We start from the raw sequence: 26,840 nt of genomic DNA, 5'->3' as shown, positions 1-26,840 counted from the left end.
AGAGAGCAAGGCAACACAGAGTTGGAATGACACGTTGATAAAACTACGTAAGAAATTTGAGCAATTAACCCACACCCACTAAATCAGCGTCACCCGTTAATGATCCAATAGCTACTAACGGCAAGCACCTGAAACCGCATTAAACAACCTCAAAAAGGTATATAAGGAAATCTAATTAGGTTAATAATCAACATAAATTCAGACACTTAAACATCAAAGGCGATGAAATCAGTAAGTTTATGTTTGTTGTAAGATTTGTTATATTTAGGTTAGAACGCTTATAACAATGAGAACCCAGATGTCTGCTGAATTTATTATCAATGATGATATACAGGTCAATTTAGAAGAAAGTGAAATCCATCACTTTAAGACGGGCCGTACCTACCCAATAGGTTCTAATGAATCAGAGCTGCTTAAGTTTTTTATCTCGAGACCCAATGAGGTGATCACTCGCCAAGTTCTTATTGAACAAGTGTGGGTGTCTAAAGGTATATATGTTGAAGATGGCAGCCTAATGCAGACCATCTCGATTTGCCGAAAAGCGTTAGAAGATAAGAGCGGGATGATCATCGTCACTGAGCGCGGTAAAGGTTACCGGTTTGCAGGACAAGTGACACAAGACAAAGAACGCGCGCTGAGTAAAATTCAATCACAACCAAAGCAAGAAACGACACAACCTGAAAACAACACAGCGCCTGAAAGCTCAGCAACCGAGACAACGGCCGCTACGAAAAAAACAAACAGTCTATTAGCACTGGTTGCATTATTTGTAGTGGCTGCAGGTTTATCCCATTATTTGTTTTCTTATTTAGATAGAAATAGCCTAGGCGAAGATCTCGTGGGTCAGCATTTTATCTCTTGTAAAATCGAATCCGACGAATTCACTTTTAATGAGTTATTCAACGTTACGCTTTATGAATATAAGGGACGAAACATCATCATCGATAATTCAGGAAAATCTCTGAGCTTCCCTGCCGGATTTAAAGGAGTGACTTGTGAATAATAAAACGATTACAGAAATTTTTGTGGTACTGCTTGGCGTATTAGTCGGCTGGGGTTCTACCTTTATTCCCAAGTCACATCTTGAAGGGCATTATTTAGCCAATACAGCATCGATTATTAACCCGTCCAATAATATGATTCATAGCCAGTCTTCTATTAACATCGAATTTAAGAAGAATGACAGTTATGACCTATTGTATGTATCGACTAAGCAAGTCGGCTTTACGTCATCAGGTTCTTACTCTGTCACTCAACACGACATCTCACTGGATGAGAACCAACACCAGCAAATCATCCCGAATCGCGAGTTGTCGTTTTACGAAAAGGTGATGATAAGTGAAGGGTCTACCCTATCGTCTGATGCCATGCCTTACATTCCATTGAATAGAGAAGAGTTTTTACTCATTACTCGCTATGGGATGATTCATTTTTGTAAGAAGGTTATCTGTTCTGAGTTACCAACGTATTCAAATGACACTCCTGACGTTGATATGAACTAAACTCGCTCGGCTATTTTTCAGCCTAATTATATTTTGGTGCCAACTTGTGTTTTAGCGCTTACTTAAGGGAAGTAAGTAAGCGTTAAACATAAGTAATCTTTAAACCTAAGTAAGCATCAAAGCTAAGATTCTCACCTCTTTACTCCGATAAATACCCACTTCGTTACACGTTTCCTTCCAAAGTACAAAAACACTCACGATTTATAAAACAACACCTACATATGCAACTAGAACAAGCAAAGGTGATCCAAGTTATATTCTAACCAGCCACAAAATTTGTTTATTAACATCTAAACAACAGTAGTTAATCACGATTTACAACCACAATTAACATCGAAAAAAATGTTTGTCTTAGATCATATCAACCTCAACTATGCCTCGTGCCACAGTGCAGTTTTCTGTACATTCATTGTCATATTCTGAAACACTTTCTTATATTTTTTAAACTTTGTGGAGATTTCTATGTTAGAGCTCTTGATCGGATTAGTGATTACTATTGCTGTTGGTTACTTTATTGTAAAAGGCTATAAAGCGGCGGGTGTATTACTAACTGCTGGCCTTGCCCTACTTCTTATCACCGGCCTTATTGGTCACACAGTCTTACCAGCTAAAATCGCTTCAACAGGTAACATGGTTACCGACTCACTAGAATTTGTTAAGTACATGCTTCAATACCGCGGGGGAGGCCTAGGCATGCAAATCATGCTTCTTTGTGGTTTTGCTTCTTACATGACGCATATTGGCGCTAACAACGTGGTAGTGAAGCAGTTCTCTAAACCACTAGCTGCGATCAAATCTCCCTATGTACTTCTTGTTGCGGCTTACATCGTAGCGTGTCTGATGTCTCTAGCAGTAAGTTCTGCAACGGGTCTTGGTGTGCTATTGATGGCAACCCTATTCCCAATGATGACGGCAATGGGTATTTCTCGCCCAGCGGCAGTTGCAGTTTGTGCATCACCTGCAGCCATCATTCTTTCACCAACCTCTGGTGATGTGGTTATCGCAGCAGAAAAATCAGGCATGTCTCTTGATGTGTTTGCTGTTCAAACGGTACTGCCTGTTTCTATCTGTGCGATCATCGTGATGGCGGCTGCGGCTTTCTTCTGGAACAAATACCTGGATAAGAAAGAAAACACACCAATGGAAAAAGTAGACGTTTCTGAAATCGAAACAACAGCACCAGCTTTCTACGCTGCACTTCCATTCCTACCTATCATCGGCGTTTTCCTATTCAACGGTCGTACGATTCCAGGGCTGTCACTTGATATCTACACTATTGTGGTCGGTTCTATCTTCGTGGGCGCAGTTATCGATTACGTTGTTAAGAAGTTTGACGGCGAGAAAACACTAGAAGATTTAGACTCTTGCTACCAAGGCATGGCTGACGCGTTCAAAGGCGTGGTAATGCTGTTGGTTGCGGCGGGCGTATTTGCTCAAGGTCTAATGTCTATCGGTGCGATTGATAACCTAATCGGTCTTGCTGAATCGGCAGGCGCAGGCGGTATCGCATTGATGCTTATTCTGACGGGTCTAACGGTGGCTGCAGCTATCGCAACAGGTTCTGGTAACGCGCCTTTCTATGCATTCGTAGAACTGGCTCCATCACTGGCGGCGAAAATGGGCTTGAACCCAGCGTTCCTAATCATCCCAATGCTTCAAGCATCGAACCTAGGCCGTACGATTTCACCAGTATCTGGTGTAATTGTTGCGACATCTGGTATGGGTAAAATCAGCCCATTTGAAGTCGTAAAACGTACGTCTGTACCGGTAATCTGTGGTCTTATTACGGTTATCTTCGGTACGCTTGTATTGGTTCCAATGGCGGCGTAAGCCTTAAGTTTCTAATCTCAAAGAACGAGAACAAACGAACACCAATACTGATATAAAATGCGTAAACATAAAGGCGCTGAACTTAATAAGTTCAGCGCCTTTTTTAATGTCACTTTCTCAACACCGTTAAAACTATCGAGATATGTATAAACAGTCAGGCTTGAAATAGTGTTATCTCAAAGGAACAAGCCCTACTTCATTTCACCATAGCGTTCTAGATACAGAACCGTTGCAGCGGTACGGGAAGGCACTTGCAGCTTTTTCAACAAGCTTTTCATATGTACTTTAACTGTCGATTCAGAAATAAACAGGTGATCGGCGATCTGCTTATTACGGTAACCTTTTGCGACTTCTTGAAGGATTTGCATTTCGCGTTCAGTCAGCTGGTCGAAGATATCATTGCGGCTACCAGCATCATTTAGGTAACGAGCAACCACACTGCTGTAAGCCTTGTCACCGCTATGTGCTTGCTTAAGCAGTTCGATTAACTCATCGGGTTCTGTGTCTTTCAACAAGTAGCCATCAGCGCCTGCTTTTACAATCGCTTCAATGTCTGCAGGGCTATCAGAGACCGTTAGAATAACGATATTAGCGCTTGAGCCATCAGTACGAAGTGCTTTCAGCGTATCAAGTCCAGACATGCCTTTCATATTAAGATCCAAAAGGATCAAGTCAGGTTCTTCTTCATGGGCAAGAGCGACTGCTTCAGTACCGTTACTTGCTTCTGCAATCACTTCGAATTCATCTTCAAAGCTCAGTAATTGGCTTATACCTCTGCGCATCAATGGATGATCATCAACCAGCATTACTTTACAAATCGTCAACTTTAACTTCCTTCAAACTTTTATATTTCAATATGACTGTACAGCCTTCACCTTGAGCCGCTTCAATCGTTAAGTCGCCATTCAGTCTTGCCGCACGCTCCTGCATAATGCTCATCCCGTAGTGGTTCGTCTTGGAACTACTAGAGTCAAAGCCATCTCCATTATCTTTAATCACGACTAATACTTCACCTTCCTCATCGATACAGCATACATCTATCAAGTCGGCATTGGCGTGTTTTATTGCGTTTATTGTTGCTTCACGAATCAATTGAAGCAAGTGAACTTGACTGTGTGCATCAAGCTCTATGGATGAAAGATTATTGGTTAGGTTAATCTTTGCATCTGTTCTTTCACTGAGCTCTTCAAGCATGGTGCTTAAAGCATCTCCGAAGTTGCCCTCTTTTATGGTCAACCTAAAGGTTGTGAGCAACTCTCGTAGTTGAGTATAGGCATCCGCTAAACCGTTGCCGATTTCCGACGCTATTTGTTCAGATTGCTCTCGGTGCTGTTGTTCTGGCAATTTGCCAATCACGCGCTTCAACAACGTCACTTGGATTTTCAAGTACGACAGTGATTGAGCCAATGAATCATGAAGTTCACGGGCAATCGTTGCACGCTCTTCCATTATAATAAGCTGTTCTGCTTTCTTCTGCGCGCGATTATAATAGATCGCTCGTGATAACAGTTGGATAAAGCTCTCAATCAGCGTCTTGGTTGAATGACCATGATGATATGAACAATATAAATAGCCCAAGATAAGCTCGTTATCATCCAACTTCATTTCAAACTTTTCATAGTCCAAGTTCGAATCATACCCTTCGTCCATAATCAACGAACGACCCGAACTATCAGCAATCTCAAGCCTTAACGACTCTATTCCTTCTAGACTGACGAGGTGCTGCAGAATAGCTCGGAAATTTTCTGGGGCGATACGCGTAACCGTAAGTTCTTGTGAAGAGTGATATAGCGCCTGCAAAGATTGGTTGGCGTTTTGCAACTCGACCGTCTTAGCGTCGACAACCGACTCAAGGTTTCGATAGAGCACGCCCAAATCTTTCGCCATCGAGTTAAACGTCTTAGTCAGAATGCCGAGTTCATTATTGTTGGTTACCTTTAGCTCTACCTCAAAGTCACTGTTTTTGATCCGCTGACTGGCTCCAACGAGCGCATGGAGTGGCTTAACAACTTGTTTACGTACAAAGTGAACAACAAAAAGAGATATGACCAGAATTCCACCAAGGCCGATACCACCAGCCCACGCTAACTTTATTAACTTGTCTTCAGAGAACTCTTGCAGCTTATAAACGAAGCCATCGATTTCAGCCACGAAGTTTTCAACCAACACGAGATAGTGATCGCGCTCTTCGCTATTCAAGACCTGTTTCAGCTCATGCCAACGGCCGATAATTAAATAGTAATCTTGTGTGATGTCTGTCGGAACATTCCAACTGACTAAATTGGTCATGGATGGCGAGTAAAGAGAACTTTCGAATTCACGAATATGAGATTCATAATCGACGGATTCTATTTGAATATCATGGGCTAAACGGTAGCTTTGCATTCGCATTGAACCCGCCACGTTAAGCGCTTCCGCATCATTCAAACTTGAAGCCAAAGTAAAGATGGCAAAGCCAGTCGTAGCAACCGACAACAGCAGTATAGAGAGCAAAGATTTTGCTATCGTACTTGTTACAGATGAAACCGGTTTTATAAGCAAAAGTGCCTTCCTATTGATAAATGACTTGCCAGCGATATCGTATTGTCACACATCAAAAATCATAGCTCCATTCAATATGTGATCACTCGCTCCGTAATTTATTGATCTAAGACAATATATGCCCCCAATTAGCCCTTAGGGGGTATTTATACAATTGTTTCTAAAACTACACTACTTATGAGGACTCATTACAAGATATTAATAGAATAATGGCCTACAATTACAACATCTTAGCAACATCTATAGGTATCTAGTGGTAGATCTATCAAAACGCCGTCTTTTTTCAAGACGAAAAGTTGACTCAAGCCAGATTCGTTTGCCTTGGATTAACAGCCTAGAAAGCTTTACAGATGACTGTACTCGCTGCGGTAAATGCATCGAGAGTTGTGAGACTAAGATAATCATTGTAGGCGATGGTGGTTTTCCCACTGTCGATTTCTCTATTGATGAGTGTACGTTCTGCTATCAATGTGCAGATGTTTGTCCTGAACCCATTTTTAAGCCAAAGCAAGGAGAGCCTTGGCAAGCAAAAGCACATATCTCTGATAAGTGTTTAGCGCAACAAAATGTTGAATGCCGAAGCTGTGGTGACATGTGTGAACCTATGGCCATTCAATTTCAACTTAGAGCAGGCAGTGTTGCTCTACCAAAAATCAAGTTAGATGAGTGTAGCGGTTGTGGAGCCTGCGTAGCAGTTTGCCCTACTTCAGCTATTCTTGTGAGTAATGCATAAAACAAAAATAACGAGAGCAATTTATGGCACTAAATGAAGTGCATATATCAAGTTTAGTCGTGCATGTGAGCCCAGAGCATCTAGACGAGATCAAAGCACAAATCGAACAGTTCGATAATGCAGAGATTTACGGCAGTAGCCCTGAAGGCAAAATCATAGTGGTCCTAGAAACCGAAAACCAAGGTTTTGTAACGGATACCATCGAAGAAATTAATAATATTACGAACGTTTTAGGGACAGCTTTGGTTTATCACCAAATCGAAACTGGACTGGACGAAACGGATTTAGAAACTGGAAGCAACAATTCTCAACTTGAGGGTGAAGTATGAAAATGACAAGACGTGCGTTTGTGAAAGCAAACGCAGCTGCATCAGCGGCAGCCGTTGCAGGTGTAACTCTACCAGCAACAGCAACCAACCTGATTGCTAGCTCTGATCAAACAAAAATCACGTGGGATAAAGCGCCTTGTCGTTTTTGTGGTACGGGCTGTTCGGTACTGGTAGGTACTCAAAACGGTAAAGTGGTTGCGACTCAAGGCGACCCAGAAGCACCGGTAAACAAAGGCCTTAACTGTATCAAAGGCTACTTCCTTTCAAAAATTATGTACGGTAAAGATCGTCTTGAGACTCCTCTACTTCGTATGAAAGACGGTGAGTTCCATAAAGATGGTGATTTCGCACCCGTATCTTGGGACAAAGCGTTCGACGTAATGGCTGAGAAATGGAAAGCTTCACTGAAGAAGAACGGTCCAACAGGTGTTGGTATGTTCGGTTCAGGCCAGTGGACAGTAATGGAAGGCTACGCAGCCGTTAAGATGATGAAAGCGGGTTTCCGTTCTAACAACATCGATCCAAACGCTCGTCACTGTATGGCTTCAGCGGTAGGCGCATTCATGCGTACTTTCGGTATCGATGAGCCAATGGGTTGTTACGATGACTTTGAACACGCAGACGCATTCGTACTGTGGGGTTCAAACATGGCAGAAATGCACCCAGTACTATGGACTCGTATTACAGACCGTCGTCTAAGCCACCCACACGTTAAAGTAAACGTACTGTCTACTTACTACCACCGTTCTTTCGAGCTTGCAGACACAGGTTACATCTTTGAACCTCAATCAGATCTAGCAATTGCTAACTTCATTGCTAATTACATCATTCAAAACGATGCAGTTAACTGGGACTTCGTGAACAAACACACGAACTTCAAGCAAGCAACGACAGACATCGGTTACGGCCTTCGTGACGACGACCCTCTACAGAAAGCAGCAGCAAACCCTAACTCAGGTGAAATGACTGCTATCTCTTTCGAAGACTACAAAGCGTCTGTTGCTGAGTACACAGTTGAGAAAGCGTCTGAAATGTCAGGTGTATCTCAAGATGACCTTATCAAGTTGGCTAAGCAATATGCCGATCCAAACATCAAAGTAATGTCACTTTGGACTATGGGTATGAACCAACATACTCGTGGCGTATGGATGAACAGCCTTGTGTACAACATCCACCTTCTAACAGGTAAGATTTCTACTCCAGGTAACAGCCCATTCTCACTAACTGGCCAACCATCTGCGTGTGGTACAGCTCGTGAAGTTGGTACGTTCTCTCACCGTCTACCTGCCGATATGGTTGTTGCTAACCCTAAACACCGTAAGATTGCAGAAGACATCTGGAAACTTCCAGAAGGCACTATCCCTGCTAAACCAGGTGCTCACGCTGTTGTTCAAGACCGTATGCTTAAAGACGGTAAGATCAACGCTTACTGGGTAATGTGTAACAACAACATGCAAGCGGGTCCAAACATCAACACTGAACGTCTGCCAGGTTACCGTAACCCAGATAACTTCATTGTATGTTCTGACCCGTACCCAACAGCAACAGCTCAAGCGGCTGACCTTATCCTTCCAACAGCAATGTGGATCGAAAAAGAAGGTGCTTACGGTAACGCAGAGCGTCGTACACAAGCATGGTACCAACAAGTGAAAACTGTAGGTGAAGCTAAGTCTGACCTATGGCAAATCATGGAGTTCTCTAAGCGCTTCACTATTGAAGAAGTTTGGGGTGAAGAACTGGTTGCGAAAATGCCTGAGTACCGTGGCAAAACCATGTACGACGTGCTTTACAAAAACGGCAATGTTGATGCGTTCCCACTGTCTGAAGCTCAAGAGCTTAACGACGATGCACAAGCTCAAGGTTTCTACGTTCAAAAAGGTCTATTCGAAGAATACGCAGCCTTTGGTCGCGGCCACGGTCACGATTTAGCACCATACGATCGCTACCACCAAGTTCGTGGTCTACGTTGGCCTGTTGTTGACGGTAAAGAGACACTATGGCGCTTTAAAGAAGGTTCAGATCCATATGCTAAGAAAGGTTCTGATTGGGACTTCTACGGCAAACCAGATGGTAAAGCACTGATCATCAATGCACCATACGAAGCGCCACCTGAAGTACCAAACGATGAATACGATATGTGGCTATGTACAGGCCGTGTTCTTGAGCACTGGCACACAGGTACTATGACTCGTCGTGTACCAGAACTTTACAAAGCAGTACCGGATGCACTTTGTTACATCCATCCTGCTGATGCTAAAGCTCGTGGTCTTCGCCGTGGTGATGAAGTTCTTATCGAAAACAAACGTGGTGAAGTACGCGTTCGTGTTGAAACTCGTGGTCGTAACCGTCCACCACAAGGCTTGGTATTCGTACCATTCTTTGATGCAAGAATTCTGATCAACAAGTTGATCTTGGATGCAACGGATCCTCTGTCTAAACAGACGGATTACAAGAAGTGTCCAGTTAAGATCACTAAGGTTTCTTAAGAGCCAAGCGCTTTTCGAACCTAGATACAAGATCTAACGTATTTAATATTGCGACTACTTTTTTCGTTACTTTTTGAAAGAAGTAGTCCACTCAAAGAATTAGCCTTTAGGCGGAGAAATTAACCATGAAAAAACTGATTACTGCCCTACTATCAGCTGGTCTTTTGCTAGCTGGTGCAGTTCAAGCTGAAGCTGAACTGGATAACCCAGGCGGCATTGGTGGCGTAGAATCTCTACGTGGTGCAAGTGAACTTGAAGCAACTCGCGCAGCAGATGACTTCAAAAAGTTCCCTCGTGACCAAGTACTTGAGAGTGACTACGTATACCAACCACCTCTAGTGCCTCATACTATTCGTAGCTATGAAGTTTCTCTTAACGCTAACAAGTGTCTTTCTTGCCACAGCTGGAAAAACGCAAAAGAAATGGGTGCTACTAAAGTGAGTGTAACTCACTACATGAACCGTGAAGATGCGGTACTTGCAGACGTATCACCTCGTCGTTACTTCTGTCTACAGTGTCACGTACCTCAAGCTAATGCTAAGCCACTAGTTGAGAACGAGTTCAAACCTGTAGATTCACTGCGTTAATCGTAGCCGGACTGTAAGAGAGGCTATATATGATAAAATTACTTAAAGCGTTTTGGAAAAGACTCGCGACACCAAGTAAAGCAGCCGTAGGCGTTGTTTTATTCTTGGGTTTCTCGGGTGGTCTTTTGTTCTGGGGTGCATTCAACACGGGTATGGAGGCAACCAACACGGAAGAATTCTGTTCCGGCTGTCACGCACCTATCGTTGCTGAAATCCAAGAGACAATTCACTACTCTAACCGCTCTGGTGTTCGTGCTATTTGTTCAGACTGTCACGTACCTCATGAATGGACAGATAAAATTGTTCGTAAGGTTCAAGCATCTAAAGAGCTATACGCACACTTTATTGCGAAAACCATCAATACTGAAGAAAAGTTCAAAGCACGTCGTGCTCACCTAGCGGAACGCGAATGGGCTCGATTGAAAAAGAACGATTCACTTGAGTGTCGTAACTGTCACCAGTTCGATTACATGGACTTCTCAGAGCAGAGCCCTCGTAGTGCGAAACAACACTCGACTGCGCTAGCTTCTGGTGAAAAAACGTGTGTAGACTGTCACAAAGGTATTGCACACAAACTACCAGACATGCACGGCGTTGAAGGCTGGCAATAAGGAGCGATTGAATGAGTACTTTAGAAAGCGTAATTTGGCACATCCTAGGTTACAGCGCTATGCCAGTTATCATTCTTGGCGGCTTCGCAGGTGTTGCAGCCGTATCTCTTTGGATTTTATCTATGGGTAAAGACAAAGAAATCGATTAACAATCGAGATTACATCAACTTCTACCAGATAATGCTGATATGAGTTGATACGAAAAAGCCACTGATTTCAGTGGCTTTTTTATTATCTGACGTTGTGTATCTTTATTATTGAATGTGACTTAACACCCTAAGCTTCGTTTTCTGGCGCTTGTTTATCTGCGGTCTCTTTATCAACCTGCTCTTGATCGACAATCGGCAGCACCTGTTTTACATAGTTGCCTGGCGCTTTGCCTATCACAAGGTTAAGCTCTGAGCCTTGATTGAAAGGTTCGATTTTTTCGTCAGTTTCAAAACCTTGTAGCCACTGATTCCAGTGTGTCCACCAAGACCCCTCATTATGAGTCGCATTAGTTAGCCACTCATCCGCCGAGTCGTCTAGGTTGTCATTCAGCCAGAACCCGTACTTCTTCTTGTCTGGGTGATTAACAATACCCGCAATATGACCAGATTCACCAAGAACGAACGTCTTATTGCCACCGGTATTCAACGCACCACGGTAAGTACCCTGCCACAGAGCGATATGATCTTCTTTGGCTGAAATGAAGTAGCTTGGTATTTTTATCTTATTGAGGTCAATCCAAACACCGCCCACTTTGACGCCTTTGTCTTGAACCAGTTTGTTTTCAAGATAAAGCTCTCGCAACAAGAAGTTATGACACTTGGCCGCCACGTTTGTGCTGTCACTGTTCCAGTACAGAAGATCAAACTCCATCGGGCTGCTGCCTTTGAGGTAGTTATCAATGTAGTAGTTCCAGTACAGGCTGTTTTCGCGAAGCAAACTGAACGTCACGCTCAATGAGCGACCATCCATGTAGCCTTTGCCATCGTTCTGCTTCTCAATCGCGTTAATAATCGTTTCGTTGATATACGCACCCACCTCACCCGGCTGCGAGAAATCCAACAAGGTGGTAAAGAACGTCGCTGTTTTAATACGTTTCTTCATGCGTTTTGCAGCGTAGTAAGCCACCGTCGAAGCCAACACCGTGCCGCCAATACAGTAACCCGCCGCGTTGATTTGCTCTTTACCTGTGATGTCTTCAATCGCAGCAACGGCTTTAACCACGCCTTCCGTGACATAATCACCAAACTCAGTGTCTTTCTGCGCTTCACCTGGGTTGCGCCAAGACATCATGAATACGCTATGTCCTTGCTCAAGTAACCAGCGCACCATCGAGTTCTTCTCACGAAGGTCAAGAATGTAGTACTTATTGATGAACGGCGGAACGATCAACAAAGGCGTAGCGTTAACCTGAGGTGTCTTTGGATAGTATTGAATAAGCTCAAACAGCTCGTTTTGAAAGACAACATCACCTTCGGTGTTCGCAACATCCACACCCAATCGGAAGGCGTTGTTGTTGGTCATGCGGATCTTGAGTATATCGGCGCTTGCTTCAACGTCTGCTTGTAACTGCTCTAACCCATCGAGAAGGTTTTCACCATTTCGCTCAAGTGTCAGTTTCATCAACTCTGGATTCGTTGCAATAAAGTTGCTTGGAGAAAGTGCATTGATTGCCTGACGAGAAAAGAACGCCACTCGCTCTTTAGTTTTTTCGTCAATACCTTCGATCGAGTTGATGGTGTCGATATAGCTTTTACTGAATAACAAATAGGATTGTTTGATAAAGCTGTAGAACGGGTCGTTTTTCCACGCTTCATCAATAAAGCGCTTGTCGCTGCGGTCTTCTGAGATAACACTCTCGGTGTTGCCCATCAGCGCGGCATTTTGCCAGATCTTAAGTTGCTGTTCCCACCATTGAGATTGTAACTGAAGCAGAACGGCGGGTTGGTTGGCGGCTTGCTCGAAGATTTTTGATGCATCATCAAAGTTCAATTCTTGCATCGCTTGGTTTAGGGGAGATTGCGCGGCTTCCTTGTTTTGTTCAAAGCTTTCCCACCATTGCTGGTTCGTTTGTTGAAGTTTAACAAGGTAGTCCGAAAAGAAGTGTTGAAACATAACATGACTCCAATAATCGGAAAATCGCCACCGAGCCTCACAGTAAATACTGCGCTAACTCGATGGCGATTAAATTTATGCAGGTGTAACTGTTTTCAAGTTTTCAGTTGTTAGTGTTTCAACATCTTCTTTGAACTCTTTTGCAGCAGCTTGCATTTTTGAACTATCACTCATCATCTGTTGAGACAATTGAGTTAGCGCTGCTAGTTGCTGGCTGTTGAACGCCGTTAGGCTAGTCACGTCTTTGATTTCAGTCACTGCTTTCATTTGCGCAAGACCCATGTCCGTGTAAGTCTGCATTGCATTCATTTGCAGTTCAGTCATCGTTTGGACGTTCTTTGCAACCAACTTGTTGAACTTTAAGTACGGTTCAAATTGCTTTTCAGTTTGGTCAGTAATTGTTTTGAAAATATCCGTGTACATAAGTAACTCCTGATGAATACATAGTTTAATAAATTTGTGTCACTATCGTTTCAGCCAACGCCCATCGATTAACTCACGATGCTTTGAAAAGCTGATCCGATATTTAAGCTTGCTACCGATATATCAGGCTCTAACCTTCAATACCTTTTAGCAAAACAGCGGTTCCCATTCCTCCACCCACACAGAGTGAAGCAACGCCATAAGTCGTTTTCTGTTCAAGCATTTCATGGATGAGTGAAACAATAATTCGATTGCCTGAAGCACCTAAAGGATGACCAAGTGCGATTGCACCACCATTCACATTGACCTTTGGCTTAAACTCATCAAGCGGTAAGTCATGCTGCTCCGACAATTGGTACATTACGCCAAGAGCTTGTGCTGCAAACGCTTCATTCAATTCAAACAAATCTACTTCTTCTAGAGTGAGATTCGCCTTATCAAGCGTTTTAGAAACGGCTTCTACTGGGCCTAAACCCATAATCTTTGGATCTAATCCAGACTGTGCGTAGCTCGTTAGCTCTACCAGTGGAGTCAGTCCGTATTTCGCTACTGCACTCTCTGAGGCTAAGATAATTGCACTCGCACCATCATTGATGCCCGAAGCATTACCCGCCGTGACAGACCCTTCACGGTCAAAAGCTGGACGAAGCTTTTGTAGACCTTCGAATGTCGCGTCTGACTTTGGATACTCATCGGTATCAAAAGTGACGGTTTGTCTGCGCTGCTTAACTTCTACAGGCACGATTTGCTCGTTGAACTTACCCGCCTCAATCGCAGCAACGGCTTTCTGTTGGCTTTCTAAGGCATAGTTATCTTGAGCTAGACGCGAAATATTCAACGTGTTCGCAATATTTTCAGCGGTCATGCCCATGTGGTAGTGATTAAACGCATCGGTTAAGCCATCACCAACAAGTAAGTCTTTCATTGAGATGTCACCCATTTTGTGACCATTACGAACGCTCGCTGGTACCACAAAAGGAATTTGTGACATCACTTCAACGCCAGCAGCAATAACCACTTCAGCATCTTGTGCTTTGATGTGCGCCGCTGCGTCCATCACTGATTTCATGCCGCTTCCGCAAATCATGTTCACACCGTATGCTGGTGTTTCTTCAGGAAGCCCTGCATAAATGGAAGCCTGACGAGCAACCCCCATGCCTTGACCTGCCGAAATCACGTTGCCGACGATCACTTCATCAATCGCATCTAACGAAAGATCGACAGACTCAAGTGCACCTTTGATCGCAACGCCAGCCAGCTCACCTGCAGATACGTTTTTTAGCGACCCGGTAAATGCACCAATAGGAGTGCGCTTAGCCGCAACAATAAATACTTTTTCCATCATTCCAATCCCTTCGCTTTCGCCAATTAGTGCATGTACAAGCCGCCATTCACAGACAATGTTTCGCCTGTAATGTACGCGCCAGATTCACTCGCTAAAAAGCCCACTGCGTCTGCAATTTCAACAGGTGTTGCTAAGCGTTTCATCGGAATTTGGTTCTTGATTGAATCCAGTACTTCAGGTTTCATTTGCTCAACCATAGGAGTTGCTGTGTAGCCAGGAGCAATTACGTTCACGGTTACGCCGCTACGAGCGCCTTCCGCAGCCAATGCTTTAGAGAAACCAATCATTCCAGCTTTTGCTGCCGAGTAGTTAGTTTGTCCAAATTGACCTTTAAGACCATTGACGGAAGAGATGTTGATGACTCGGCAGTTACCCTTTTCACACATAGGAGCGAACAAAGGTTGAGTCACGTTGAACAAACTGTTTAAGTTCGTTTCGATAACCTCTTTCCACGCTTCGGCATCCATCTTTTTAAAGACGCTATCACGTGTAATACCTGCGTTATTGACTAGAACATCCACCGTGCCTTCTTCTTCTAACAACTTGCTTAAGCTCAGCGCACATTCCGCAGTATTGGTAACATCTAATTCAAACAATCTCACTTGATCTTCGGTGAATTGTTTTTCGTTAAACCAATCCAAGGCACATTGGTAATTTCCAGTAAAATAAGTCGCGATAACACGATAGCCGTCTGCAACTAATTTAGAAGAAATTGCTGAGCCGATACCGCCTTTTGACCCTGTAATTAAAGCAAGCTTTTTCATTAATGGTTCCATCCCTTACAAGCAATTAAATAACAATGATGTTAATAAGATAATGTCTTAGTTGATAATTAAACTTTACGTTTTGCTTTAATTAAACCCTACAGCTCAAAATCAAAAAGTATTATTACAAATATAAAATATTTTCGTATTATGATTAAAAACTAGACCTACATCCCAAAATCAATGAAATGTTACGAATATGTAAATCTACGTAAGACTCTGATATTAATAAGTTTTATTTAATTTTACTTTTATCACCAAGCAGATAAGCCTTTGTAAATACGAGATAAATCTATATCTCTCAGCTTGTTTCAAGAATAATGCAATGTGGGAATTTGAAATGATTGATCACGAGAATAATAGCAAAACTCTTATTAGCCATTAATAAATGGTTCCTAATAATTCTATATGAGCTTCAATATAATTAACGTTCTAAATGGGGAAGATGAGCATAATGAATAGACAAAAAAAGCCCACTCAATCTATGAGTGGGCTTAAGTAAATAGTATTAATAAATAGAGCGTGGGATCTTACTTCTTAAATATTTCATTTGTATTTACATCAAGATAAATTTTGTTTTCAAGGGACAACCCACCACAATAAATAAAATAAACATCTCTGTGACTGTACTTAACAGATTTCACCCATCCGCCTAATTCTTCAAAATCACTTGGGGCACACTCCCCTTCAGAGATCAGTTTAGCCACCGAATTACGGAATTTTTCTTGATGGATCTTGAGGTCATCAGACTTAACCAAATAGGAATCCAATATCTCTTTGCTTTCTTTTTCCGAAATAATGACTTCATCATTCGATAAGCCTGACATAGAGACCCATTCCGCCGTCTGTGGGCCGCCTTCTTTAAGGACTATATAGTCTGAGATACGTGCCCATTCGCCTTGTTTCTCGAGTACCACCACCTTTTCTCCTTTATAGAGGTAATCTGTTATCAAGCCATCAATTTCAGGTTGCTCGACCACTTCAAGCTTTCTCTCCAAAACGTAAAATTCCGTCTGCTCGGTTTCAGGCTGAAGATCCATGATGGGTACAAGGTCAGATTCAGATTGCTCGGTAGCTTCTAACGCCGGCTCTTCCGTTTTCTCTTGTGAGATTGGGTCTTTATTCATGACCAAGAAGTAGTATGCCGCTCCTCCCCCTCCGCCCAATATCAACAACACAAGTAAAGCGATCAGCGCTTTTTTCATCAAATCCACCAGCTCTTCCGTTATAGGTATGTCTCAAGTGTACATCAACTCATGCTGCTGCTCATCTATACTCTCAATAGAGCGCACGGTAAGTAGAGGAAAGTCATGAGTTTTTGGGGGAAGGTTATCATTGTAAGCGTAACTTTGAGTGCCAATGTCGCTCTAGCGAATCATTGTGACCGTGAAAACTGGCAAACACTTTTGGATCGTCAGCTCTCTTTTGAAGGTCGCTATAATCAGTACACCAAAGAGTTCAACCAAGTTCTCTCAACCTACGAATCACAAACATTGTTATCTAAACACTTTAATGAAAAGCAGATCATTGAACTTTGGGCTAAGTACGAAGAAAGGTTTAATGTGCAGCTCAATAGTCATATGAATACCGCGTATGACGTCTCCGAGGTTTTGCTACAACAGGCGTATGTTGTGTCTAGTGAACTTGAAGGCGCTGACTCTCTAGCGTATTCATGGCAAGCCGTCGCCAAACACTGCACCAAAGCAAAACTCCCACGCCAGGCAGAAAGCGCGCAGGTGCACGTCCAAAGCTCACAATCACTCTCCCGAGATCTGCATACACTCAGTGAAAAATTCCGTCAGCTGTCTTCAAAATACCGCAGAGAAGCGACGATGATTGATGAAGCACGCCACATAAACCAACCGGTAAACGATGGATCAAACTGAAATCACCATTAGATTCTCTCACTCGTTCGACTGGACTTTTCCAATAAATATGCTCAATCCCATTCATAATATTCTAAGAACTCGTTAATCAAAGCTTTATCAATAGGTTGTAAAAGTAATGTGCTATCTATCAACAATGAAGTTCAATTTCCGACCAATGCAAGCGAGTATGTGAGATATTCATCACAAAATAGATTTACAAACGCCAGAAAATTGTTATCATGAATCTTCATATAACTTAATAACAAGAAACATTTTGGCTAGGTAATATGCAAAAGACTATGGCTTTCAACTGCTTGAGTAACACGGAATGGACTGCAGAGATAAGAGGTAAACTTTTATCTGTAGCTAAACACATGGAAGAGTTCGGTTCAGTAAGTGAGCTAGAGCTATGTAAGATATTTGGAGAGACAATTTGGAATGACGGCGTGGATTATCATTCACATGCTTTTTCATTCAGAATTAATGCACAAACTGGGGATTGTTCAATCTCTAACTTTAAGTATCACTAAGTTTTGCACCTATCATATACGGAGTACCTTTCACGAGGTGCTCCGTTTTTTATTGCCTGAAGCCTAACACTTAATGGATGATTTTTGATATTGACCGCGCTTCTACTTCAGGAGTAAACCATTTCGTTTTCAGCTCATTCTTCCTTCGTGTTACTGCTCAGAGTTTGGCTTAATCGGTATAAATTGGCAGTGGTGCATTGCCTTTTACTTGTCTTATCGCAAGGTGGGTATGAATATCTTTCACGTTAGAGAGCCTTTGAAGTTTTCTTGTAAATGCCTCGTAGGCCATCAAGTTCGGGCTAACCACTTCTAGCAAATAGTCATAAGCCCCAGATACAACGTGGCAACTGATCACCTCTTCCATCTCTACAACAGCCGCTTCAAACTTATCTATCGACACTTCTTGGTGGTTGTTTAGGCTCACCTCAACAAACACACTCATTGCGATGCCGACTTGTTCTCGTGACAAGCTCACACGATAACCGTCAATAATGCCCTTTTCTTCTAGCCTTTTGACTCGTCTTGCACAAGGTGAAGGTGATAACCCCACTTCATCAGCAAGTTCAGCCGTGGTTAACCTGCCATCTTTTTGTAGCAGTTCGAGAAGATGTCTATCAATTCTATCCATAGCAAATGCCAAACATTAGTTAAATCCGTTAATTATTTGGTAAATGTTAGCAGAAATCATCAACGATAGTTCAAGTTAGGCCAAAACTTGCCAACCTGTGGCACAACAACTATTCCATAATGAGTCATCACCCACTTTCCTTCAATATTATGAATCTTGGCTACTTATCTATTACTGTCACCCTACTCATTTGGGCGAGCTTTTTTCTTTCTCTTAAAGGCGGTGCAAATTCAGATTTAACACCTGCCGATATCGCCCTCACAAGATTTCTCATACCGGCTTTGGTGTTATTGCCTTTGATGTGGAAAGCACGCAGCACGATTGCTGAAGTCCCTAAACGATATCTAACGGGTATGTTCGTAGGTAGCGGATTACCTTATCTGCTCGTTGCAGGAACGGCGATGCAGTTTGTTCCGGTATCACATGGCAGTGCTCTTGTTTCGGGCACGCTCCCTCTGTTCGTCACTGGAATTGCGGTACTCTTTTTTAAGCAGCCACTCAGCCGACACCGTGTTGTTGGTTTAGGTTTGGTTTTGCTCGGTATACTGTTGTTTTTAGGAAGTAGCTTAAGCAGCTTCAACTTTGAATACACCAAAGGCCATTTGTTGTTTTTATGCGGAAGCTTAATGTGGGCGACGTTTACCATCTCAGCTCGTGTCGCTAATCTTAATGCGTTAGTCAGTGCCGGTTTTATTTCTCTCTGCTCTACTTTGCTGTTACTCCTCCTAATCTTTACTGGAACCCTCCCAAGCCACCTAATGGACACACCAATCGCTAATTGGCCCTTCACAGAGCTTGCCGTTCATTCAGCAGTGCAAGGCGTTGGGGCGGGTTTAATCGCGGCGTTCACTTACCTTTATGCGGTTAATACCTTAGGGGCTGAACGCTCTGCCGCTTTTGGCAGTGCAACACCCGCAGTGGCGACCCTGTTGGCGATCCCACTATTCAACGAGATTCCTGATGCGATGACTTGGCTCGCCCTTGGTTCTATTTGCATCGGCAGTTTGGTCGCGAGCAACATATTCATGAGAAACGACCAGTCGATGCAGTACCAACCGCCAAGCCATAGCAAAGCCTGATACTGCGTTCAAACCTAAATACAGTTCCCCTAAGCATCGATTTTAGGGCTTGTAGTACACAGATAAGCCTGCCAACGTAGGCTTATCTAAAATCTGCTTTTTCTGAGCTCGCTTCTCCATTAAACTGTCAGACCTTTTTGCAGATCCAAGAGAACACCATGCAACGCGACTACACCTTAAATTGCTTAATCACCATGCCTCGCCATGAACTAGAAGAATTTAGTTTAAGAATGATTCATCGCCTTGTTCCTGAAGATGCAATGACGGAATTGTTTACGTTCGAGCAAGAAGAAGTCACCAGCGAAGAACGCATGCAATCAGCGAAATTTGACGCAATGCTTCGAATGACCGCTATCGCGCTTGGTGAAGTAAACCTAGCCTTCTCAGAGTCGGATAACTCGCAACAGAACATCGAGCGAATGACTCGCCTACTGCTTTGGCACTTCTACTCAATTTCTTTCAACCTTGAAGAAGCAATCGCAATCGAAGTGCACTGTGAGAAAGTTGAGAAGATCTTAAAGAACGCACCTAAAGATGCGTTTGGCTGGGTTAAAGAATTAACTGAGCTGCTTCACTTCTACGCGAAAGTGAACGCAGGCAACGAAGACAGTAAAGACGCTTAACGTTAGTTCTACGCAAGAACACATCAAGCTAAACGAAGGCAGGTAGAGCTATACCGAAGGCAAGTAAAAACTTTGCTGGAAGGAGTTCTCTGCCTTTGTTGTTTCTAGCACACTGTGATGTAACATCAGTATCGACTGCGCGATTTTAGTGCCGATACCTAACGAGCCATTCGGCGCTTCCTGTTCAACCTCATTATGAATCACCACCTTCACCCGTTTTGAATCCGCTTCAAAATCAACATCTAGCGACACCACGGTTCCACTTGGGCTATGCCTCAATGCATTATCTAACAGATTCAAAATCAACCTCTCAAGCAGATCACTGTCACCCACAGCCTTGATTCCATTAGGCATATTAACGTTCAACTCAACATTTTTATGGCGATATTGGCTTTGTATCGTTTCTAAGCATTCGCTCATCAGCCCATTGAAATCGATTGAAGCGTATTGATATGTGGGTACCGGGTTATCATTCTTGGCGCTATCTAGCAGCGAATGGAGTTGTTCAGACAACTTGTTGCCATTACGATAAGCAACGTCAATTAACGGGTCTAATTGCGGGTTTTGAATCTTCCACGTTTCCAGATAACCCAACACACTCGACAATGGCGTTTTCAAATCATGACTGAGCTGTAATAAGCTTTGTCTGCGGTGTGATGACTGATATTCAAGTTGCAAAAACTGCTGTTGAATGTGCTTCGCCATCAACTGATACGAGCGTGCAATCGGCACCAATTCTGGTACTTGATGAATAAAGTTCGGATCCAATCGAAAATCTTGCTCTGCTTGCTGTTGCAACTTGTTGGTTACTGCTTCTATTGGGTTTAACAGGCTACGTTTGACCAACAGATAAGCCCCAACCGCAAAACCTAAGATAGAGATCAGCATGAGCCCCGCTAGCGCGATGTATGGCGTGTCGACCTGCGAATTGGCAATCACGGTGTGGCGATTACTGCCAATCAAAACGTACAGATAGCCAACGGTCGAACCTAGCTCTTCAATCGCTGCTACGGAAAACACCTTACGAGCCCCCGGATTGATCGGATCTTCCCCCAGAATGGGATAAGGCTCGTCGTTTAAAAACTGTTGAATGGGCGCTAAGTCTATCTGGTTGGCTAACACAGTGCCTTCTGGCGCAGCATGAGTCGTAATCTTGCCCTGACTGTCGAGGAAATAGATATCAAAATCTGGCCCTATCAACATCAAGGTGTGGAAAATGGATTTGAGCGCTTTAGGGTTGTAGTCGGTACCAATCATCAGAGGATTATCATCGCGCATATGAACCGCGAGCTCTTTGTGTAAGCTCTGCTTAGTTCTTTGTTCTATGGTCTCTTTTTGCCAATGATAGGTGTAAGCAATCACCACACTCACGAGCAGAAACCACAAACTGGTGAACAACACTAAACGCGATTTGAAACTCATGTTATCTCCTCGGTGGCGCTTGAGTCTTACTGGCCTTTAAGTAAGCTTGGGACGCGACACATAGGCTTAAGCTTTTGACTCAAACTTATAGCCAACACCCCAAACGGTTTTAATGAAATCATCATCACTATTCGGCATCGCAAGCTTGGTTCTTAGACGGTTGACTGTGCTACACACGGTATGGTGATAGCCAGAGTGATGAGTATTCCAAACATGATCAAGCAGCTCGTCTTTGCTATACACACGTCCCGGACGGGTTGCTAAGAAATGAAGTAAGGTAAACTCGGTAGCAGTCAGCGGTACGTCTTGGTTATTGAGTGACACTTGATGCCGTTCAGGTTGAATAGTGAGCCCACCAAAATTCATAATCGATTCTGCTGTCACAACCTCTTGAGTCGCTGATTCGACATGACTTAAACGGCGAAGCACGTTCCTTACTCTTGCTTGAAATTCTAGAACGCTGAAAGGTTTCGTTATGTAGTCATCAACACCGGCTTCTAAGCCTGAAACCTTATCTAGCTCAGCATCTCTTGCGGTTAGCATGAGTACTGGCGTCCAATCCTCTTGCTGACGCAACATTCGACAGAAATCGAGTCCATCACCGTCTGGTAAGCCACGATCCAGTACGATCAAATCGAAATGACCCTCTTTATAGAGCGCCTGAGCCTTTTCAATCTCATTAGCTCTGATTACGTTATGCCCTTGGAACTTAAGATGCATCTGCACCAGTTCAGCCAAGTCATCATCGTCTTCAACCAACAATATGTTTGCCATCAAATTTACCGCAGCACTATTCATGTTCCCTGCTCTATTCTGAGTCTGCCCACCTTTCAATTGACCGGAACAGAGCAGGAATTCTTTCATCATGCTTTCAACCTGTTACTCAGTTCGAGTAATGGTGATTCTTGCACCGGGGTTAAGGAAACGATGATTTGCACTTAAAGTAGAAGTCGTAAGGCCGTCATCTTGGCTGATTACGCCAGAGTGGAAACTCACTACATCGGTGTCGTCTCGTGTGGTATTAAAACCTTCACCACCGCCTGCTGGTCCCGGAATCGTTGCAGCAAGCTCATCGTTCAGCTCAGTTCCCGAATCCCAAACATTCATGTTCATGGTAAAGGTTTCACCCACCGCCAAGGATTTGAGCGATAAACCGGATTCGCCGACAAACGCATCATTGGTGTTCACCAACATTGAAGCGACAGAGATATACCCTTCTTGATTTGGGTCGACACGAATAGAGACCGTGTCTTGCTCACCTGAAAGAATCAGTCCATTGCCTGAGATACCTTGATAAACATTGGCGTCACTGTCACTGAGCGCAAGCAATTGTGCATTACTGCCACCTTCCGCCAAGTATTCAAGATCGACAGAGGCACTTTGCCCAACTTCGAACAGGTCAAAGTTCGTATTGTGAGTCAACACCGCGAGTGGTGACATTGGTTGATTAGGAGTGAGGTTAGTAACACTCACATCATAGCGATAGTAATCGTCGTCATCGTCCGGACAACCCGCTAACACAGCTACTGATGCAGCGATAAATAGAATTCTAGCTTTCATATATCCCCCTTACTTCACAACAATAGTGATAGTTGCAACAGGGTTTAACCAACGATGACTACTGTTATCGAGGTCACTGATGCCGCCCACCGCGTCACTATCACCAATGTTACCCGGATGAATATGAACCTTAGCGTTTGATACTGCCGTTTCTACACCAGAGCCACCAGCGCCAAAGGTAATGAATGGAGGGTTCGGCATGCTGCCCGCCAGCTCATCATTGGCTTCTGTGCCTGCGTCATAACCATTTAGAGTCGCTTTGTAAGTGCCCGCTTGAGTTGGGATTTTCCAGCTATCTAGACCAACAAAGCCGTCGTTAGTCGGCAGTAGCATGGCACCCAATGATAGGTACTCTAAATCGCCAGTACTGATATCAAACGTCGTTGCGACGCCCGGATTGAGGATTCCGGCGGCTGGATTCTCAACTACCACGCCTCCCGCGTTAGCAATGACACCAGATAAACCTGAAATATCGCCACCTTCGGCCATGGATTCTAGTTCCGCAGAAGCCGTTTCACCCGTTCTAAACATGAACAGGCTTGAGTCATGAGCCGCCGCTAAGATAGGTGTAAAGTAGATCCCTTTCGTTGCATTAGTGACAGTGATTTTAAGCTCAGCAGCCTGAACTTGAGCCGCTCCGAAGGCCAGCATAGCCGAGCTGATCACTAAGCTGATTTGAGTACGTTTATTCATTTTGATTCCATCCTTTATCGAGTCCTATCGTTACCAACAAAACGAATAACAGCGATATACCGTTACCTTTGCCAGAACGAACTGTGGTGTTGTTGACTCTAAGAATGGCGATCAAATCTATCAGCAACTTCATTGAATTCTCATAAAACTATCACAAGTTTATCCAAACTTATTACTGCCAATAAAAGTAGAGATAAGGTGCTCATATTTAAACAAAAGTTATTGATTAATTATTTACGTAGAATGGATAGAAAAGAAAGTAAAGAATAGAAATGGAGCGAATTAAACGCAAAAAGGCCGAATCGATTTACCGATTCGGCCTCTATTTTTGTGTATTGTTACTCGTTCTAAAAGCCGTGTAGACCTCAAAGCAAAGCTAACCGTACAACATCAATTTAGAACGCGTAGTTTGCGTCAATCAGTTCGCTAACTTCCACTTTGCTTACTTCAGCACGAGCTTCAAGCCATTGTGCAACTTGCAGTTGTTCTGCTTCTGTTACTGAACGGTAGCGCTCAATTGAGCATAAGAAACCTTCAAACAGCTCAAGGCCGCCGCCACCAAAGCACAGACCGATGCTGTCGATGAAATCAATGAACTCGTCAATGAACACATCGTATTGGTCAAAATCAGCAATCGAAGTCTTGCAGCTTACTTCAAAACCCAGAATCGCGAATTCACCTAGGTATAGCTTTTTGCGTAGGCGGCGATTTTTGTTTTCGATTTTATCTAATTTCATAACTGTCTCTCTTTTCGTTTGATAAAGCATTTATACACAGTTCTCCCCTAATCCCCAAGAGTTTTGTATTGCACGAGAGTGTTAATGGCAAAATTCGTGCTACAGAAACAAAACCTTAATCAAATCTATAAAAATCTGTCACTTAACTGCTTCACGATTAGTCACACATTGACCCAACTTATTAACCAATTAGTTAGTAACTAGGTTAGTCATGAATAACGAATTAATAAAATCAGCCAATAGGAAGCAGTCGAGATGAGCAAGGAAACATTTGATAGCACTCGTTTTAACAAGAGCAAAAACAAACCCTTCGAAGAAGTTTTAGATGCGAACCTTTCAAGAAGAAATGTTCTCAAAGGCGGTTTAGGCATCAGTGCAATGACTGCATTTGGTGCTTTTGGTTTAGCAGGCCACAGCACAGCACACGCTGCAACAGCATCATCTGGCGCACCGCAAAAAAGCACTGCTACACTTGCATTTGAATCGGTTAAAGGCTCATTGACAGACAGTGTCGTTGTGCCAAAAGGCTATACAGCACAAGTATTGGTTCCTTGGGGTACTCCACTTAACAAGCAAGGCAAGGCTTGGTTAAAAGACGGCACCAACAACGCACAAGATCAAGCAAACTCACTGGGCATGCACCACGACGGCATGCACTTCTTCCCGCTTAATGGCAATAGCAACGACGGCTTGTTGGTGATCAATCACGAATACATCGACCAAAAAGCACTGCACACTAATGGTCCGACATACGATGAAGGCAACCGCCCTAGCCTTGATGAAGTTCGCAAAGAGATCAACGCGCATGGCGTCAGTGTGGTTCGTGTAAAACTTGAAGGCAACCAATGGGTGATGGTCGATAACGATCCTCTGAACCGCCGCTACACGGGCGCGACCGTAATGGATCTGTCTGGTCCTGTTGCTCACAGTGAATTTACCAAAACCAAATTCTCACAAGACGGCAGCCAAGCTCGTGGTACGTTGAACAACTGTGGTAATGGCTACACGCCATGGGGCACTTACCTAACGTGTGAAGAAAACTGGCCGGGTTATTTCGTTAACAAAGGCGAGACAACGCCAGCACAAGAGCGTATTGGTATCGCAACCGACAAAACACGTTACGGTTGGGACACACTTTCAGGTAACAAACAAGAACGCTTAGACGAGTTTGCACGCTTTGATGTGACACCAACAGGTGAGTCAGCAATGGACGATTACCGTAACGAAGCACACGGTCACGGCTACATTGTTGAAATCGACCCATACACAGCAAACTCTCGCGCTAAAAAACGTTCTGCACTGGGTTGTTTCCGTCACGAAGGCTGTACGTTTGGTCAGTTGACCGAAGGCGAGCCAATCGTATTCTACTCTGGTCACGATTCTCGCTTTGAATACCTGTACAAATTCGTTTCTGAAGAGAAATGGGACCCACGTGACGCAGCTCCAAGCAATCGTCTAAGTGCGGGTGACAAGTACATGGACAAAGGCACACTGTATGTGGCTAAGTTCAACGATGATGGTTCAGGTACTTGGCTACCACTAACGTTGAGCAGCAAGACTACAAACGGCGGCAAGCTAGGTGATTCATTTGATTCTCAAGCAGCGCTTATCATCAATACTGCAGGTGCAGCCGACCTTGTTGGTGCAACGCCAATGGATCGCCCTGAATGGTGCTCTGTTGACCCAATGACAGGTACAGCTTACCTAACGCTGACTAATAACAACAAGCGTAAAGAAGCGAACTCTGCGAACCCTCGCGTAGACAACAAGTTCGGTCATGTTATCCGTTGGGATGAAGGCAAAACGGCAGGCGATTTCGATTGGGATATCTTCGTATTTGGCTCTCCAGCAGTGGAAGACAAATCTATTAACCGCTCTGGTCTCACAGACATGAACCAATTCGCGAGCCCTGACGGCTTAGCGTTTGATGCTCGTGGCATCTTGTGGATTCAGACAGATAATGGCGCAGACGAAGTAACTGGCTACACCAATGACCAAATGCTGGCAGTGGTTCCATCTCAGTTAACGGATGACAGCGGCAACAGCGCGGTGATTGATGCAAACAACCAAGCACAGCTTAAGCGCTTCTTTGTGGGTCCAAACGGTTGTGAAGTAACTGGCTTTACTATTAGCCCAGATTTCAAGTCACTGTTTGTGAACATTCAACACCCAGCAAACTGGCCATCGTCTGAAGATGCAACAGCACAAACTCAAGGCAATGTTCGTCCAAGAGCATCTACGGTTGTGATTCGTCGTGAAGACGGCGGTGAAATCGCGGTTTAATCGGAGCTTTAAAGCTAGTCTCTTTTATAACAATAGTAATTCAAAACGGCTAACTCTAAAGACTTTACAACGAAAAAGAGCGATAAGGCCAAATGCCCTATCGCTCTTTTTATATTCTATTCATTCTTTGATTCAACAAAGAATCAGTGGCTTGGCAAACTGC

The 26,840-nt window shown here is 43.6% G+C and carries 28 protein-coding genes; 14 read left to right on the top strand and 14 right to left on the bottom strand.

Going from position 1 to position 26,840, the window contains the following annotated elements; all coding sequences use genetic code 11:
• Positions 1-298: 298 nt before the first annotated feature.
• The 3 genes from HRQ85_RS05510 to dcuC all read left to right on the top strand — a co-directional run bounded on the left by HRQ85_RS05510 (position 299) and on the right by dcuC (position 3,332).
• Positions 299-1,003: a winged helix-turn-helix domain-containing protein gene (locus HRQ85_RS05510; RefSeq protein WP_172378950.1), complete on the top strand. Its 705-nt coding sequence runs from the start codon at positions 299-301 to the stop codon at positions 1,001-1,003.
• Positions 996-1,502 (top strand): hypothetical protein, encoded by a 507-nt coding sequence (locus tag HRQ85_RS05505; protein ID WP_172378949.1) that lies wholly within the window; start codon positions 996-998, stop codon positions 1,500-1,502. The genes HRQ85_RS05510 and HRQ85_RS05505 overlap by 8 nt, the downstream gene beginning before the upstream one ends.
• A 462-nt stretch (positions 1,503-1,964) precedes the next feature.
• Positions 1,965-3,332, top strand: a complete 1,368-nt coding sequence (dcuC, locus tag HRQ85_RS05500) for an anaerobic C4-dicarboxylate transporter DcuC (protein WP_172378948.1) — start codon at positions 1,965-1,967, stop codon at positions 3,330-3,332.
• A gap of 191 nt (positions 3,333-3,523) precedes the next feature.
• Here the strand turns inward: dcuC and HRQ85_RS05495 are convergent, their stop codons facing one another.
• Together HRQ85_RS05495 and narQ are read right to left on the bottom strand one after the other, a co-directional pair.
• Entirely contained in the window at positions 3,524-4,156 is a 633-nt protein-coding gene (locus HRQ85_RS05495) for a response regulator (protein ID WP_008219279.1), read from the bottom strand.
• On the bottom strand, positions 4,143-5,873 hold the full coding sequence (gene narQ / locus HRQ85_RS05490; protein ID WP_172378947.1) for a nitrate/nitrite two-component system sensor histidine kinase NarQ: 1,731 nt from the start codon (positions 5,871-5,873) through the stop codon (positions 4,143-4,145). The genes HRQ85_RS05495 and narQ overlap by 14 nt, the downstream gene beginning before the upstream one ends.
• A gap of 253 nt (positions 5,874-6,126) precedes the next feature.
• Here narQ and napF point away from each other — a divergent pair, with 253 nt between their 5' ends.
• From napF to HRQ85_RS05460, 6 genes are all read left to right on the top strand, one after another.
• Positions 6,127-6,606, top strand: coding sequence for a ferredoxin-type protein NapF (gene napF, locus HRQ85_RS05485; protein ID WP_048613537.1), 480 nt, complete (start codon positions 6,127-6,129; stop codon positions 6,604-6,606).
• A 23-nt stretch (positions 6,607-6,629) separates the two neighbouring features.
• Entirely contained in the window at positions 6,630-6,935 is a 306-nt protein-coding gene (locus HRQ85_RS05480; RefSeq protein ID WP_019824440.1) for a chaperone NapD, read from the top strand.
• On the top strand, positions 6,932-9,421 hold the full coding sequence (napA, locus tag HRQ85_RS05475) for a periplasmic nitrate reductase subunit alpha (RefSeq protein WP_172378946.1): 2,490 nt from the start codon (positions 6,932-6,934) through the stop codon (positions 9,419-9,421). The genes HRQ85_RS05480 and napA overlap by 4 nt, the downstream gene beginning before the upstream one ends.
• Before the next feature lie 125 nt (positions 9,422-9,546).
• A complete protein-coding gene (locus HRQ85_RS05470) occupies positions 9,547-10,008 on the top strand; it encodes a nitrate reductase cytochrome c-type subunit (protein WP_017062614.1) in 462 nt (153 codons plus the stop codon).
• Between the two features lie 29 nt (positions 10,009-10,037).
• Positions 10,038-10,619, top strand: coding sequence for a NapC/NirT family cytochrome c (locus HRQ85_RS05465; RefSeq protein WP_009845456.1), 582 nt, complete (start codon positions 10,038-10,040; stop codon positions 10,617-10,619).
• An 11-nt stretch (positions 10,620-10,630) separates the two neighbouring features.
• On the top strand, positions 10,631-10,768 hold the full coding sequence (locus HRQ85_RS05460; protein WP_010430103.1) for a TIGR02808 family protein: 138 nt from the start codon (positions 10,631-10,633) through the stop codon (positions 10,766-10,768).
• A gap of 127 nt (positions 10,769-10,895) precedes the next feature.
• Here the strand turns inward: HRQ85_RS05460 and phaC are convergent, their stop codons facing one another.
• The 5 genes from phaC to HRQ85_RS05435 form a co-directional block, all read right to left on the bottom strand.
• Positions 10,896-12,722 carry a class I poly(R)-hydroxyalkanoic acid synthase gene (gene phaC / locus HRQ85_RS05455; RefSeq protein ID WP_172378945.1) on the bottom strand — a complete coding sequence of 609 codons (1,827 nt, stop codon included), beginning with the start codon at positions 12,720-12,722 and terminating at the stop codon, positions 10,896-10,898.
• Positions 12,723-12,797: 75 nt separating this feature from the next.
• On the bottom strand, positions 12,798-13,145 hold the full coding sequence (locus tag HRQ85_RS05450) for a phasin family protein (RefSeq protein WP_048613546.1): 348 nt from the start codon (positions 13,143-13,145) through the stop codon (positions 12,798-12,800).
• 130 nt (positions 13,146-13,275) lie between these two features.
• Complete coding sequence (locus HRQ85_RS05445; RefSeq protein WP_029236542.1) at positions 13,276-14,487, bottom strand: acetyl-CoA C-acetyltransferase; 1,212 nt, start codon at positions 14,485-14,487, stop codon at positions 13,276-13,278.
• Positions 14,488-14,513: 26 nt separating this feature from the next.
• Positions 14,514-15,254, bottom strand: a complete 741-nt coding sequence (locus tag HRQ85_RS05440) for an SDR family oxidoreductase (protein WP_048613548.1) — start codon at positions 15,252-15,254, stop codon at positions 14,514-14,516.
• Positions 15,255-15,784: 530 nt separating this feature from the next.
• Entirely contained in the window at positions 15,785-16,468 is a 684-nt protein-coding gene (locus HRQ85_RS05435) for an SH3 domain-containing protein (protein ID WP_172378944.1), read from the bottom strand.
• Positions 16,469-16,564: 96 nt separating this feature from the next.
• Here HRQ85_RS05435 and HRQ85_RS05430 point away from each other — a divergent pair, with 96 nt between their 5' ends.
• Both HRQ85_RS05430 and HRQ85_RS05425 read left to right on the top strand, forming a co-directional pair.
• Positions 16,565-17,140, top strand: a complete 576-nt coding sequence (locus tag HRQ85_RS05430; RefSeq protein ID WP_060981222.1) for a hypothetical protein — start codon at positions 16,565-16,567, stop codon at positions 17,138-17,140.
• Positions 17,141-17,409: 269 nt separating this feature from the next.
• Positions 17,410-17,652, top strand: coding sequence for a hypothetical protein (locus HRQ85_RS05425; RefSeq protein WP_017062621.1), 243 nt, complete (start codon positions 17,410-17,412; stop codon positions 17,650-17,652).
• A 169-nt stretch (positions 17,653-17,821) separates the two neighbouring features.
• Here HRQ85_RS05425 and HRQ85_RS05420 read toward each other — a convergent pair whose 3' ends face one another.
• On the bottom strand, positions 17,822-18,280 hold the full coding sequence (locus tag HRQ85_RS05420) for an Lrp/AsnC family transcriptional regulator (RefSeq protein ID WP_017062622.1): 459 nt from the start codon (positions 18,278-18,280) through the stop codon (positions 17,822-17,824).
• Positions 18,281-18,429: 149 nt separating this feature from the next.
• Between HRQ85_RS05420 and HRQ85_RS05415 the strand changes: the two genes are divergently transcribed.
• Together HRQ85_RS05415 and HRQ85_RS05410 are read left to right on the top strand one after the other, a co-directional pair.
• A complete protein-coding gene (locus tag HRQ85_RS05415; RefSeq protein ID WP_172379347.1) occupies positions 18,430-19,359 on the top strand; it encodes a DMT family transporter in 930 nt (309 codons plus the stop codon).
• Between the two features lie 158 nt (positions 19,360-19,517).
• Positions 19,518-19,982 (top strand): exoribonuclease R, encoded by a 465-nt coding sequence (locus HRQ85_RS05410; protein ID WP_172378943.1) that lies wholly within the window; start codon positions 19,518-19,520, stop codon positions 19,980-19,982.
• 48 nt (positions 19,983-20,030) lie between these two features.
• Here HRQ85_RS05410 and HRQ85_RS05405 read toward each other — a convergent pair whose 3' ends face one another.
• The 6 genes from HRQ85_RS05405 to HRQ85_RS05380 all read right to left on the bottom strand — a co-directional run bounded on the left by HRQ85_RS05405 (position 20,031) and on the right by HRQ85_RS05380 (position 24,394).
• Positions 20,031-21,404 (bottom strand): sensor histidine kinase, encoded by a 1,374-nt coding sequence (locus HRQ85_RS05405; protein WP_172378942.1) that lies wholly within the window; start codon positions 21,402-21,404, stop codon positions 20,031-20,033.
• 66 nt (positions 21,405-21,470) lie between these two features.
• Positions 21,471-22,202: a response regulator transcription factor gene (locus HRQ85_RS05400; protein WP_059020898.1), complete on the bottom strand. Its 732-nt coding sequence runs from the start codon at positions 22,200-22,202 to the stop codon at positions 21,471-21,473.
• Positions 22,203-22,283: 81 nt separating this feature from the next.
• On the bottom strand, positions 22,284-22,964 hold the full coding sequence (locus HRQ85_RS05395) for a spondin domain-containing protein (RefSeq protein WP_050644189.1): 681 nt from the start codon (positions 22,962-22,964) through the stop codon (positions 22,284-22,286).
• A gap of 9 nt (positions 22,965-22,973) precedes the next feature.
• The gene (locus HRQ85_RS05390) at positions 22,974-23,657 is read right to left on the bottom strand and encodes a spondin domain-containing protein (RefSeq protein ID WP_172378941.1); all 684 of its coding nucleotides are present in this window, start codon (positions 23,655-23,657) and stop codon (positions 22,974-22,976) included.
• Complete coding sequence (locus HRQ85_RS05385) at positions 23,650-23,790, bottom strand: hypothetical protein (RefSeq protein WP_172378940.1); 141 nt, start codon at positions 23,788-23,790, stop codon at positions 23,650-23,652. The genes HRQ85_RS05390 and HRQ85_RS05385 overlap by 8 nt, the downstream gene beginning before the upstream one ends.
• A 262-nt stretch (positions 23,791-24,052) precedes the next feature.
• Positions 24,053-24,394 carry a YggL family protein gene (locus tag HRQ85_RS05380; RefSeq protein WP_048606344.1) on the bottom strand — a complete coding sequence of 114 codons (342 nt, stop codon included), beginning with the start codon at positions 24,392-24,394 and terminating at the stop codon, positions 24,053-24,055.
• Positions 24,395-24,649: 255 nt separating this feature from the next.
• Between HRQ85_RS05380 and HRQ85_RS05375 the strand changes: the two genes are divergently transcribed.
• Positions 24,650-26,677 carry a PhoX family protein gene (locus tag HRQ85_RS05375; protein WP_172378939.1) on the top strand — a complete coding sequence of 676 codons (2,028 nt, stop codon included), beginning with the start codon at positions 24,650-24,652 and terminating at the stop codon, positions 26,675-26,677.
• Positions 26,678-26,840 lie beyond the last annotated feature (163 nt).

The organism is Vibrio sp. Vb339 (assembly GCF_902751245.1).
GTDB lineage: Bacteria > Pseudomonadota > Gammaproteobacteria > Enterobacterales > Vibrionaceae > Vibrio > Vibrio coralliirubri.
This window is presented reverse-complemented; position numbering and strand designations above follow the sequence as displayed.